Source organism: Methanosarcina barkeri str. Wiesmoor, assembly GCF_000969985.1.
Taxonomy (GTDB): Archaea; Halobacteriota; Methanosarcinia; order Methanosarcinales; family Methanosarcinaceae; genus Methanosarcina; species Methanosarcina barkeri_B.
This window is the reverse complement of sequence record NZ_CP009526.1, coordinates 2,246,756-2,260,085: the sequence shown is the minus strand read 5'-3', so window position 1 is coordinate 2,260,085 and position 13,330 is coordinate 2,246,756. Positions and strand designations below refer to the sequence as shown.

General features: G+C 37.8%; 7 protein-coding genes and 3 pseudogenes. 6 read left to right on the top strand and 4 right to left on the bottom strand.

Annotated elements, in window-relative coordinates; all coding sequences use genetic code 11:
- Positions 1-416: 416 nt before the first annotated feature.
- Entirely contained in the window at positions 417-593 is a 177-nt protein-coding gene (locus MSBRW_RS22945) for a hypothetical protein (RefSeq protein ID WP_011307872.1), read from the top strand.
- Between the two features lie 40 nt (positions 594-633).
- Here the strand turns inward: MSBRW_RS22945 and MSBRW_RS21100 are convergent, their stop codons facing one another.
- The 3 genes from MSBRW_RS21100 to MSBRW_RS09540 all read right to left on the bottom strand — a co-directional run bounded on the left by MSBRW_RS21100 (position 634) and on the right by MSBRW_RS09540 (position 2,501).
- Positions 634-795, bottom strand: a complete 162-nt coding sequence (locus MSBRW_RS21100; protein WP_011307873.1) for a rubredoxin — start codon at positions 793-795, stop codon at positions 634-636.
- A 106-nt stretch (positions 796-901) separates the two neighbouring features.
- A complete protein-coding gene (locus MSBRW_RS09545; RefSeq protein WP_011307874.1) occupies positions 902-2,161 on the bottom strand; it encodes a Glu/Leu/Phe/Val family dehydrogenase in 1,260 nt (419 codons plus the stop codon).
- Between the two features lie 34 nt (positions 2,162-2,195).
- A complete protein-coding gene (locus MSBRW_RS09540) occupies positions 2,196-2,501 on the bottom strand; it encodes a hypothetical protein (protein WP_048102942.1) in 306 nt (101 codons plus the stop codon).
- A gap of 121 nt (positions 2,502-2,622) precedes the next feature.
- On the opposite strand from MSBRW_RS09540, the pseudogene MSBRW_RS09535 reads away from it, so the two are divergent.
- From MSBRW_RS09535 to MSBRW_RS20250, 4 genes and pseudogenes are all read left to right on the top strand, one after another.
- Positions 2,623-3,678: pseudogene (locus tag MSBRW_RS09535) on the top strand (ISL3 family transposase); the annotation flags it as partial.
- A gap of 86 nt (positions 3,679-3,764) precedes the next feature.
- Positions 3,765-5,376: pseudogene (locus MSBRW_RS09530) on the top strand (IS1634-like element ISMba11 family transposase).
- A gap of 18 nt (positions 5,377-5,394) precedes the next feature.
- Positions 5,395-5,559 (top strand): annotated as a pseudogene (locus MSBRW_RS21095) (transposase); the annotation flags it as partial.
- Positions 5,560-7,007: 1,448 nt separating this feature from the next.
- On the top strand, positions 7,008-8,678 hold the full coding sequence (locus tag MSBRW_RS20250) for a tetratricopeptide repeat protein (protein WP_052305911.1): 1,671 nt from the start codon (positions 7,008-7,010) through the stop codon (positions 8,676-8,678).
- A 553-nt stretch (positions 8,679-9,231) separates the two neighbouring features.
- On the opposite strand, the gene MSBRW_RS09520 is transcribed toward MSBRW_RS20250, so the two are convergent.
- Complete coding sequence (locus MSBRW_RS09520; protein ID WP_011307878.1) at positions 9,232-10,482, bottom strand: NAD(P)/FAD-dependent oxidoreductase; 1,251 nt, start codon at positions 10,480-10,482, stop codon at positions 9,232-9,234.
- 448 nt (positions 10,483-10,930) lie between these two features.
- Between MSBRW_RS09520 and MSBRW_RS09515 the strand changes: the two genes are divergently transcribed.
- Positions 10,931-13,321, top strand: coding sequence for a phosphoadenosine phosphosulfate reductase domain-containing protein (locus MSBRW_RS09515; RefSeq protein ID WP_011307879.1), 2,391 nt, complete (start codon positions 10,931-10,933; stop codon positions 13,319-13,321).
- Positions 13,322-13,330: the final 9 nt, after the last annotated feature.

The window sequence follows — 13,330 nt, the reverse complement described above, 5'->3', positions numbered from 1 at the left end:
TCTAACATATTAATATTCTGCTAATTTGTACTAAATTAGTTGTATATGTATTGGATAAAGATTTATTAGATCCAGACAATTAACTATGGATATTTATAAAAGACCTGATATTTACAAACCTGCAAGTATCGAGAAGGTTCATGGTAATGTCCGATAGAGTTTTTGTTTTCGGAAAACATTAAAATAAAAATGTTCAGAAATAAGCGTTCTGATAATGTTTGTGTATTCATATTGAATAAAAACTCGAAGAAAACTTTAAGTTAAAACTTTAGGTTAAAACTTTAAGTTAAAACTTTAAGTTAAAGCTTTAGGTTAAAAATGTTTGGAAAGAACATTTGAATAATATAAAATCCAGTAACGAGAAATTCAGTAATGAAATCCAGACTAAAACTTAAACCTGTAAGGAAGGTGTTTTTGTGGAGGATCTCAATCTACTCAGTAGAAAACTTGAAGATATGAGCATAACTGAGCTTTCGGAGTATGTAAGGGAAAATTACCCTGAAAATGAGGAGCTCTGGGTAGGGCCTAAAAAAATAATCATCAGAAAAATTCTTAACTTTGAAAGAAACAGGATGAACGCAGAGGATTCATAACATGCACCTGTTTATGCACTATTTTTTTGAAAGTCTTAGGTTAAACTTTTTTAAACTTCTCTTTGGGGGCTCCGCATCTCGGACATTTCCATGATTTTGGGAGACATTGAAAAGGCGTATCCGGAGCTATGGATTGTGAAGAATCCCCACGATCAGGGTTGTAAAGGTATCCGCAATTGCCGCATCTGTACATTTGAGTCATCCCTGCTTCGATAAACCTCAGTTGGTTCCAATATTTTGTATTTTGTATTTTGTATTCTACATTGAGAAATTATTTTTTGTTCCGGTCTTTTTCCTGTTTTTCATATCTAGCCCCTGAGCTGCATAGCTTCAACCACTCTGCCGACAGCAAGGGTATATGCAGCCTGACGCATTTCAACATTGTTTTTTGAGGCGAAATCATACACCGAAAAATATGCTTCTTTCATTTTTCTCTCCAGACGATTTTGAACTTCCTCTTCTTCCCACTGTGTGCTTGACTGGTTCTGTACCATTTCAAAGTATGAGACAATGACTCCGCCTCCATTGCACAGAATATCTGGGATAATATGAATTCCTTTTGAATTCAGGATTGCTTCTCCTTCGACTGTCGTTGGGCCGTTAGCCATCTCGGCAAGAATCCTGGCTTTAATATTTCCCGCGTTCTCTTCAGTTATTATGTTTTCAAGAGAAGCCGGAATCAGGATTTCAACATCCAGTTCAAGCAACTCTTTGTTAGTCAGGTTCTCTGCTTCGGGATAGTCCAGCACCGAACCAGTTGAGTGCTTATGGCCTGAAACGTCTTCGGGGTCAAGTCCATAGGGTGAAAAGATCGCACCTTTGCTGTCGCTTACAGCAACAACCTTGCAGCCGTATAGTTTATTTGCAAGATAAGCGGCATGATATCCTACGTTTCCGAAACCATGAACTGCAACCCTTGAAGCTTTCAGGCTTATTCCAATTCTTTCTGCAGCTTCCCTTATAGTGTATAAACCGCCTCTTGCCGTGGCATCGTATCTGCCTGCCGAGCCTCCAAGGCTTGTCGGCTTGCCTGTAATGGAACCGAACACATTCCTGCCTGCGAGTTTTGAGTATTCGTCCATCATCCAGGCCATAACCTGCGGATTTGTATAAATGTCAGGGGCAGGGATATCTCTATCAGGGCCTATTATCTGATAAATCCCACGTATGTAGGCCCTGCTCAGGCGCTCGATTTCTCGATGTGAAAGTTCTTTGGGGTTGCAAATAACCCCGCCTTTTGCTCCTCCCAGAGGCAGCTTATGAAGAGCACATTTCCAAGTCATGAGGGCTGCAAGGGCTCTCGTAGTTTCCATAGTATCTTCAGGATGAAAACGCACACCTCCTTTTGTGGGGCCCAGAGCTTCGTTGTACTGCACCCGGAAGCCTTTAAAAACTTTTATAGAACCGTCATCCATGTGGACAGGCAGGGAAACATAGAGTTCTCTCATAGGCATTTCCAGGAACGCTTCCATATCAGGCGTGAGCTTAAGTCCTGCAGCACAGGTACACAGGTGCTGCTTAACACCTTCAAGAAGCTTGGAACGAGAACCCACAGTTACCTCCTTCACAGTTACCCCCTTTAAAATAATGGGCTTCCGGAAGTTAAATACCTGGTGAGTACATGATCCTCCTGTACACTTTTCTCTTTAAAAACAGCATGAGCTTCAAATCTTTTCTGTCACTTTCATCTAAAGCCAGTAAAAACAAAAAAGCCTTAATTTTAAGGATCTTTGCGAGCGGTAAAACACAGGAAGTCGTAATTAAGGCATTAGTATAATAGCAATGTGTAGACCCCAAACTGGCGCAGCGGTGCGCACCGTTCAAACTGCTGTAACAGCTATCTGCATTTAAAAAAATAAAAAGTAAAAGGACAAAAATAATTAATCCAATAGCCATTGATTTGTCCATGCTTCCTCCTAAATATTTATGGCTCTTCGCTGTTTTGTATGGGTAACTTAATATAAAGTTATCAAAATATAATTTAGTAATCATTTATTTTATTCATGTAATTGTGGGAGTTTGATTCACTATTTATAAAGAACTTTTTGAGAAAGCTTTGAATCTTGAAGAGCCTTGGTACATTAAAAATATAGATTTTAACGTAGAATTAAAGCAACTTGATATCTGGATAGATTTTCAGAAAGGTTCTAAGTTTCTTTGTCCTAAATGTAGTGCTGAAAACTGTTCTGTATACGATACTGTTGAAAAAGTATGGCGTCACCTCAACTTTTTTGAATATAAAACCTACCTACATTGTAGAGTCCCAAGAGTCAAATGTGATGATTGCGGAATTCATCAAATTGAAGTTCCTTGGGCTCGTAAACAGAGTGGGTTTACACTCTTAATGGATGCCATAATTTTAACACTGGCACAAAACATGCCAATTTTGAAAGTTGCTAAAATGCTTGATGAACATGATACTAAGATTTGGCGAGTCATAATATATTATGTTAAAAAATCAAGAGCAAAAGAAGACTTTTCTAGAGTTTCAACAGTGGGAATAGATGAGACTTCATTCAAAAAAGGACATAAATATGTTACCATTGTAGCAGATATCGAAAAATCCAAGGTTCTATATGTTTGCGAAGGGAAAAGCTCCTCAACTCTTACCAAATTTAATGAAGATTTAATAAATCATGGTGGGTTCCCCACCATGATTCGGTCCATAAGTTGCGATATGTCTCCATCATTCATAAACGGAATTAAGAATGAATTTCCAGATTCTAAAATCATTTTTGATAAGTTCCATGTAATAAAAATGATGAATGAAGCAGTGGATGAAGTTAGAAAACAAGAACAATTGACGGTAAAAGAACTGAAAAATAGTAAGTATTTATGGCTTAAAAATGAAAACAATTTGAGTAAAGAGCAAAGTGAAAGATTTCTTAGTCTAAAAAATCAAAACTTGAAGACGGTAAGAGCATATAATATAAAGTCAAGTCTTCAAGAGTTTTGGAATTCTCAAAATCGAAAAGAAGCTACTCAATACCTCAAAAAGTGGTATTTTTGGGCAACTCATAGCAGATTAACTCCAATAACTGAAGCAGCAAATACTGTTAAAAAGCATTGGGAAGGAATAATGAACCGCACTTTCCGCAGTAAATTTTCTGGATTTGATATTTTTCAAATCATGTACTTACTTTTTATAAAATCTCATCCAATTTCCCCTTGATGACTCTCTCTCCCAGCTCTGAATCCACAACTCATCTTGGTCATTATGGTCTTATTGCTGGCGTATTTGACGAACTTGAAATTTCAGATTTGATTGACACTCTTCTTCCTAAGAAAAGTGGCCATAACATTTCTCATTCTACTGTTCTTAAGGCAATGTGCATTAACGGTTTAGGATTTACTGAACGTCGTCTTTACCTATTTCCTGCTTTCTTTGAAAACTTGCCCACTGAAAGGTTACTGGGAGAAGGTGTTCTCCCAGAACACCTTAATGATGACGTTTTTGGCAGAACTCTGGACAAAATCCAGGAATATGGAGCAACCGAAATCTTCAATCATATAATTCTGCAAGCCATGAAACACGTTCCTATTAATCCTCGTTTTTGTCATTCAGATACTACAAATTTCAGTGTTTATGGTGACTATAAAAACGATGATAACGGCAAAACTATCAACATTACTTATGGTCATCCTAAAGATAAGAGAGTCGATTTACTTCGTTTTTCTATTTCTATGGTTACTGATCAGAAAGGAATTCCTCTGTTTGTGAGAGCGTTAGATGGTAACAGTTCCGATAAGAAAGTTCTCATCAAAACCATAAAGGAAGTAACACAGAACCTGAATCTTGATCAGAGAGTCTACCATATTGCAGACAGTGCATTTTATACTGAAGATAATGTCAAAGAGATAGGAACTAACGCTTTTTTCATCTCGAGAGTACCTGCAACCATCAATGAATCAAAGGAATTATTGATGACAGACTTAATTCTGGAAACATGCTCTGATGAACGTTATTCTTGTTCTGCTGTAAAATCCTGTTATGGTGGAGTAGAACAGTTATGGGTTGTATTCTGTTCAGAGGAAATGAAAAAGAAGGAAGAGAAGAAATTTGATGAAAAAGATTCTCAAAGAGCTTGAAGCAGCAGAAAAGTCTCTTAAAAAGCTTTCTAATCATGAGTTTGCTTGTGAAGCAGACGCAAGAATGGCTGCTGAACAATGGTTGAAAGAGAATGAACTGTATGAATTCCAGAAACTTGAAATAAAAACTAAGTCACACAGACTTGAAAACAAGAAAGGAAGACCAAGGAAAGGTGAAGATGTACAGACTTTTTACCTGATAGAAGCAGAGATAAAACACGACCAGGAGAAAGTACAGGAAAAAAGAGCAAAGTTAGGAAGGTTCATTCTTGCAACCAATGATCTGGAGTTGACTCCAGATCAACTCCTAAAGTACTATAAAGAACAGGGAACAGTTGAAAGAGGGTTCAGGTTCCTTAAAGATAAGAGTTTCAGAGTGTCTGAGGTGTACCTGAAAAAAGAGTCCAGAATAGAAGCACTTGCAATGGTAATGGTTCTGTGTTTGTTATTGTATTCAATAGCTGAATGGAAACTGAGAACAAGATTGGAGGAAACAAAAGAAGCTATTAGAAACCAAGTAAAGAAGAAAACACAGACTCCAACAATGAAATGGGTATTCTTTCAGTTCAGGAGAATAACAGAGTTAGAGATCGAAATTGAGGGAAAGAGGATAAAGAAGGTATTAAATCTGGATGAAGAAACAATTAAAGTGCTGAGATTGATGGGAGAAAAATACGAAAAATATTATATGTGAAAAAATACTGCGGAAAGTAGGATGAACTACTTTGATTCCAAAATAACAAATGGAATTCTCGAGGGAATTAACAGTATCGTACAGTTGCAAAAAAGAAATGCAAGAGGATTTAAAAACATATATTATTTTATTAATATGATCTATCTAAAATTAGGAAAACTAAAATTTGAGTTACCCACATGAAATAGCGAAGAGCCATATTATATAATTTCTCTCTAACAGCTTCCTTAGAATTTACATATTTCATTATATACATAAATTATTAAAAAAGTGTATATTTTATGATTAATTAGAAAGTTTTTCATTGGTCATCGGTTAAGGAATTTTCTTGCCTGAAAGCTATCGATTTTGCGTTAGAAGCCGGCCTTAAGTTTTTGCCTCTTTACATGAAATTGATACTCGGTTCCAGCTCATAATTTACTAAAATATTTGGAAAATGTTGAGGAAATTAACATAACTTGTCACGATTCCTCACTTAACCGAAGACGCATGGAACCTAGATTCGGCAGATCGACATTTCATTTTCGATTATTTTTGATGATGGCGATTTTGAAATGATGATACCTTGTTGTGTGCAGTTGTGAGGTTTACATATGATCCAAATATAATCTCTCATACTAAACTTTAGTGGAAAAATGATTCAGTGTTTATGTGTGTCGTGGGAATTGAGCCACTCGTTAACCAGATTTAAATCTAATGTGTATTTATCACATGCTCAAAAACGATATCAAGAAAAATATTCAAATTTCTTATGTCGACCTGCCGAATCTAGGATGGAAAGCTCTTCGAAAATATAAAAACGGCAAAAAGATGACTCCGTTTCAAAATCTAGTGATTTTTGCACTTTTTGATTGAAACATTGAAGTTCCAAGAAGATTTAGTCTTCAATCAAACTCGATATTCGAGATCTATCGGCATCAATTAATAAGTAACGTTCAAAGAATTGTGACCATTTTCAAAATCTAATGATTTTTAATTTTAAGTTCATCACTAGATTTTGGCATTGTTTCAGAGACTGTCTTAGAATTCAAATCGTTCCTACAATGGATAATCAACAAGGTTGTGGTGCAAAAATTATATTTCAGCAGCTCAATACTTTGATTCTTAATTTTGTGTACCATTTTTCCGTGACGAGATTGATTAATTTTCCTAATTGTGAAAAGTTGCATTGATTTTGTAACAAAGCCAGATTTTTTGCACCACAACCATAAAGCATACTTTTAAAACAGCATTGGAAAAATAGCTCTTAACTTTTATTGATGCAGGGATAAACTTGGTTTTGAGATGAGTTCATATTAAGAAATTATTATTCTTGATATTTTATATAATATTTAATATATGTAAATACATCCTTATGCCAATCAGACTTCTCCAAACAAAAATAACGAATTCGAATAAGTTTTAAAGAATTGTCATGAGAGTATGATTAAGGGGAGCGGATATAAAGGGAGTGTGTGTGGGAGTTTAATTAGATTAGAATTTATGCGTTTGAGAAATCAATAGCATTAAATCGTCAACTGTTCAAAACATGGAACCCTCTTCAACGCCAACTCTGCTTGATTTTGTATTTCAAGTGTGTAAGTTCTGCTTAGAATTCCTATAATATCCACCTTTACACGATGTGGAAAATTATGAATCCCTTAGTAGATTTATTAGCAACAAATCGTCAAGAAATTATATCACATTTAGTTTTTCCTATTATTCTTACTATTTTTACTAGTATTTTTACTAGTACTATAAGCGCAATTCAATTACACTACTTAGATTTAAAAGAAAAAAATCGATATCTTAACCTTTTAAAAATAAATTACCCCAGTGTAGAAGCAGTTGTCGATACAATAAAACAGTTTAAGAGAATTAGTCATATTTATTTTGTTCACATTTTACTTTTTGGTTTGTTTCTAGGTGAGTTGTTCTCCTTACTATTTATATTTACATTCTCTAAACTTGATATTATTTCCAAGTTATTCAGAAAATACATTAGTTTAACTAACATTAGTGACATTGGTCTCTATTGTTATGCCCTTTTCTTATTAGTAATCATGCCGGTTTTAATTTATTTGACAGTGTATCTACTTTGTTGTTTTATTAAATCAAAGTGTCCTTTAACTAAAATCGATAATGATTTTTGTAAACTAAGAAATTCACAGATATTGTCCTATTTTTCATATTGGCTTTCAGTGGGATTAATATTAGGACCTTATGTCTTTGGAACTTTATTCGTCTACATCATGATAACGAATCCATCTTTTTCGCATGATTTTCATTGGAAACCCAATGATAAATTTGCTCTGGTTTTTACTATAATTCTATTCCTTCTAGTTATTTTTCTAAGCCTCATTATTTTAGGTGATATATTTAAAAATATTAAACAGTTCCCTAAAAACGTTATAGATCCAATAATAAATCATTATCAATGCAATTTTCCAAATTTAACAATAAAAACTGATTCAGAGGAATTCCAGGGTAAATTAAAAGATTTTCAAAATAAATTTTTAGTCACTTTATGTGAAGGAGGTATACTACATTTTATATCTTGGGATAAAATTGAGACAATGAAAGCTAGTGACACAAATAAAAACGAATGCACTGCTTATGGTGAACCGAAGAAAAAAAAATATATCAGTGTAAAATTTGTTGCTAGTACATTAATTTTGTCTGTATTGTTAGTAGGCTTGTATACAATTTACCACGCTAACAGCCCGTATAATGAGGTTAATGATCTAATGGAATTAGGTAGAGATGAAGATGCATTAAAAGTAATTAATAAATCCATAGATATAGACCCTAATAATGACTATGCTTGGAATATAAAAGGTAATGTTCTGTACCATTTAGGCAGGTACGATGAAGCATTACAAGCTTATGACAAAGCCATAGCGATAAATCCTAATTATGTCGATGCCTGGAATAGCAAAGGTAATGCCTTATATAGATTGGGCAAATACGATGAAGCATTACAAGCAAGCAATAAAGCCATAGCGATAAACCCTAATTATGCCGATGCCTGGAATGGCAAAGGTAATGCCTTATATGGATTGGGCAGATACGATGAAGCATTACAAGCTTATGATAAAGCCATAGCGATAAACCCTAATTATGCCTATGCCTGGAATGGCAAAGGTAATGCCTTATATAGATTGGGCAGATACGATGAAGCATTACAAGCATATGATAAAGCCATAGCGATAAACCCTAATTATGCCGATGCCTGGAATGGCAAAGGTAATGCCTTATATGGATTGAGCAGATACGATGAAGCATTACAGGCAAGCAATAAAGCTACAGAACTAAAGAAATAAGTATAGTTTTCATTGTTCTTTTTGGGTTTTAACGTATGCGCAAATACTTTTTCTTTTTGGCAACGCTAAATGCGATTATCATAGAGGTTTTTTCTTGTTGTGTGTCAGTAAACTAAGAGCCGGTCTTAAAATTAAATAATGCTTGGTAGATTGATTGTTCGTGACGTTCTGAGAGAATAGAAAGAACTTTTTAACAAAGTAATTTATCTGATCAACAATGTAATATAATTGAGATTCGTATTCCCACTCCTCTACCTAATCGAAAGTAAAAAGCACATTCACTCATATATGTTGTATCCTGAAGTAATTTCGCAGATTCAAAACCAGTTGAAAGTTCGATACACGATACAACAGCAGACGGCGCAAAAAGGTAAGCGTTGAGTAAGTTCCAATTCCATTTTGGTATTGTGGAATAGTCATGTAAAATGAAACAAGTTAGATGTTGGAGTAAAATAATGGGTCAACTGTATACGATATGTAATTGAAATAAAAGAAATTAAAAAAGCGAAATAATTTTGGGATAAAACATAAACAACAAAAAGACATCAAAATGTCAAAAGAGTGTCCTTAAGAATGTTCCGAAAGCTTTCATAAGTCTGAAGGAATTTCCTGAAAACATAAGCTTTCTCAGAAGAATAGAAGGGTGGTCCATGTCTCCATACTCGGTAATCGTGTTGAGAATCGAAGGGGTGTTTAGCGAGCCTATAAGGTCATTGAACTGCCTGTCTTCAAGCTTCCCGATGTAGTCATGGATTTTCATGCCTATTTCAAGCTCTCTTTCAAGACCCTTCCGCCAGAGCTGGTCATACTCGGAAAGCCTCTTTGCCGAGGTATCTCCTTCAAGGGCAGCCTGTGCAGCAACCTTTCCAGCAATTTTTGCCGCAAAAGCCCCGGTGTAGACTCCCCCCCCTGATGTCGATTTTGTCTGCCCTGCCGCATCACCAACCAGCAGAACCCCATCAGACACCGTTTTTTTCTGAGGGCCTATTGGGATTCCACCCACTACAAAATCAAGCATACATCCTGAGTATCTCGCTTTTACATGAGGGTTGGAGTGTAGGAATTTCTCTAGATAAGAAAGAGGAGAGCTCTCTTCGTGCCCATTTTTCCAGGCAAGCCCAGGTTCAAGAGCAAGCGCAATCCTTGAAATTTTTTCATTAACAGGTACAGTCCAGGCAAAAAAGCCGGGAGCAACAGAACCTGGGAAAAGTTCAACAAAGTCGCTGTCATCCGAGGCATAAGGAGCTTCTATCTGGATTCCCGGAAGTACGCTGGCAGGTTTTTCAAGCCCTGCATAGCTGGCTATCCGGCTTTTTACGCCGTCTGCTCCTATAACGGCGGAGGCACATATTGTTTCAGGTTTGCCATTTTTCAGTACCTTGAGTTTTACCGTAGAATTTTGCTGTCCCTCTTTATCGGTTTTCGGACTCGGCATTTCGAGTCCCACAGCCCTTGTCCTGAGAGAGAGTTCCACACCTTCTTCCACAGCCATTACTGCAAGGTTGCGGTCGAAGTTTTTCCGCGAGACTACATACGCTTTAGTCTGCTTTCCATCGATTGGCAAGCACTGCCCATCCGGAGCATATACGAAGGCTCCACGCACGGAATTGAACACAAACTCGTCCGAAGGCTTGAGCTCGCACTCTGCAACCGCTCTGGTGCTTAAAAGTCCGGTACAGCTTACAGGCGACCCTATGAAAGCATGCTCTTCAAGCAGGAGAACCTTTGCCCCATTCAGGGCTGCATAGCGAGCTGCAGTGGATCCCACAGGCCCGGCTCCAACCACAACAACATCATATTTCATACCGTGTTAACCTCGAAAATAAGCCCTTACTATAGAAAGAAGCTTAATATAATAATAATTTATAACTATGTTTAAAATTACAATTTATATATATAGATAATGTCGTTTTGAATAAAATGACACTGAATAAAACGACATTTATTCTATACGCGTGAGCTCTATTAATGAGAATAATTTATTATCTACTAGAATGATCCCATTCTCGATAAAGATATATATTTATAGGCCAGGTTGGCCTTAATTAATTGAGCCAATATTTGTTGAGTTGAAAAGTTTTTAATTAATATCAATATCACTTGATGTATAAAGCCAAATATGTTTAGGTTTTATAAGTTTTCCAGGTTTCACAATCTTGATATATTGATAAATACATTCACCGTGCAACTGAACCATAAAACTGAAAGATCAAATATTTAATGATTTCTTCAAACTACTAACCAGGGTTTTCATGCAGCAGAAAAAACAGAAAAAAGAAAAAATCCAGGTTTCGGGCCCACAAAGAACAGATAAAGGTTATCAGGGCACAAAGAAAGCCCGGACTTCGGATAAAAGAACCTCCCAAATTACGGATAATAAAGTCTCCCGAGTTTCGAACAATAAAGCTTCCAGAACCCCGGATAATAAAGTCTCCCGAACTTCGGATAATAAAGCTTCCAGGACTTCGGATAGAAAAAACTCTCCGACCCGGCAAAGCAGGGTAAAAAACAAATCTCCAGGTTTTAAAGGAAAGCCTTCTGAGAGAAAACACACTTCCAGCAAAAGCGCTGGCTATAAAGGAAATCAGGACTTGGTCCCCGCGAAGAAAAAGAACGTCAAGCGTTTCGAGTATGAAGACGATAAAATTTTCTGGTGCGGAAAATGTAACCTTCCCCTGATAGGGGAAGAATGTGGAATATGCGGCAACAAAGGAAAAGTCCTTCAGCTCTCCCAACCTGCTGACGTCCGTTTTTGTTCTCCTTACGAGCGAGAAGTCTTGGACAGGCAGCTTTGCTCAGCTTTTGGCTGCAATCCCCTTGAAGATAAGCTCATTCTTCTAAACAAAGTCCCTGGTGAAGACAAAACTGATGAAGTACTCGTAGATGGCTTTATTTTTGGAATTCTCCGGTTTGAGCTTTCAAAAATGGATTACAGTTTTGAACCTTCCCTCCAGGGTGCAAAAATTCTCCTGAAATATGCCAAAGGCAGGAAAGTCGAGCTTAAGAAAACAAACCGACACCTTAACGGAAAAAGTGTCACAGCAGAATCTGTTGAAGCCTTCGACAGTAATATAAAAGCCGGTGACTTTGTGCTTGTTACCGTAGGCAGCCTGACAGGCTATGGAGTTTCTTTAGTTGACAGCACGGACTTTTCGGACCTGAAAAACCTGCCTGAGCCTGAGAATCGGACTGAATTGGAATTTTCAAGCGGACCCAGGACAAAAGTGGAATCTTCAAGCGAGGCCAGGATAAAAGTTCTCAGGATCAGGAAGGTTGACAGCAGTGAAGCATCACTTTGTCCTGAGACTCCAGATCTTGCGGCATGCATAAAGGCAAACAAAAAACATCTCCAGGTGCTTGGGAAGAACGCAATTAATACTATTCGCGGGATTATTTCCAGGAAAGAACACAAAAACCTGCCTGTCTATGTCTCCTTCAGCGGCGGAAAAGACAGTCTTGTAGTGCTTGACCTAGCACGGTCTTCCCTTAAGCAAAGGGAGCTCAAAGCTTTCTTCCTGAACACCGGGATTGAGTTTCCGGAAACTGTTGAGTTTGTACGAAACTTTTGCCGGGAAAGGGAAATTCCACTCGTCGAGGCAAATGCAGGTTCCACCTTCAGGGAACAGGTAGGAAAATTCGGGCCTCCTGCAAAGGATTTCCGCTGGTGCTGTAAGGTCTGTAAGCTGGCATCGGCAGGGGACTTCGAGCTAGGAAAAGGAGCATCTTCTCAAAAAGGGGCAATTGGCGGCGTGGCTTATCTCACAGTTGACGGCAAGCGCAAGCACGAATCTTTCTCAAGGGCAAGGATTGCGGCAAGTGAGACAAATCCTTTTGTCCCGGCCCAGCTTAATATCTTTCCCATAAGGGATTGGAAAGCAATTGAAGTATGGCTTTACATACACTGGCGACAGCTTCCCTACAATCCTCTCTATGACCTTGGCTTTGAAAGAGTAGGCTGCTGGCTTTGCCCGTCTGCCCTTGCTGCCGAATACGCCAGGGTAAAAGACCTGCACCCTGAAATGTATGCGAAGTGGAACGCTTTTCTGCTGAAATGGGCAGAGTCCAGAGGACTTTCCGAAAAATTCGTAGAGCACGGGTTCTGGCGCTGGAAAGAACTGCCTCCCAAGATGTTAAAACTGGCCGAAGAGTTAGGGATTTCCGTGCTTGCTAGAGAAAAAACTGAAGACTTTGAAATTGAAGTCGTGTCAGGAATTTCTCCCTGCCGGGCAGGCGGCTATTCAATAGAAGCAGCTGTGAAAGGCATCAGGGAAAAAGAAGCTGCGGGTTTTATCAATGTTCTCGGAAACACGGTTTATGCGGAAGACCTGGGGATGTTGCTAGTCAAAACCGGAACCGGAACTGTAAAGTTTTTTTCGAATGGGAATCTGCTTGCAAGTTCGGAAACAAAGGAAAAAGCGGTTTCGCTTTTTAAGGAAGCTGCAAAGCAGTTTATAAGGCTTTCCCGCTGTACCGGATGCGGGATCTGTGTAAAAGCTTGTCCTGTAGGGGCAGCTTCTCTCGAAGGAAAAACGCCGCATGTGAGTGAAGCCTGTATCAGGTGCGGAAAATGTACAGAGTCCTGTGTGGTAACACGATATTTTGATAAGCTAGTACCTGATCTGAATCAAAAGTTAAAGGTGTGATTGATCAAA

Excerpts from the sequence above, each read along its gene's own strand:
- MSBRW_RS09515 (WP_011307879.1), top strand. The coding sequence starts at position 10,931 with ATGCAGCAGAAAAAACAGAAAAAAGAAAAAATCCAGGTTTCGGGCCCA.
- MSBRW_RS09520 (WP_011307878.1), bottom strand. The coding sequence starts at position 10,482 with ATGAAATATGATGTTGTTGTGGTTGGAGCCGGGCCTGTGGGATCCACT.
- MSBRW_RS21100 (WP_011307873.1), bottom strand. The coding sequence starts at position 795 with ATGACTCAAATGTACAGATGCGGCAATTGCGGATACCTTTACAACCCT.
- MSBRW_RS20250 (WP_052305911.1), top strand. The coding sequence starts at position 7,008 with ATGAATCCCTTAGTAGATTTATTAGCAACAAATCGTCAAGAAATTATA.
- MSBRW_RS09540 (WP_048102942.1), bottom strand. The coding sequence starts at position 2,501 with ATGGACAAATCAATGGCTATTGGATTAATTATTTTTGTCCTTTTACTT.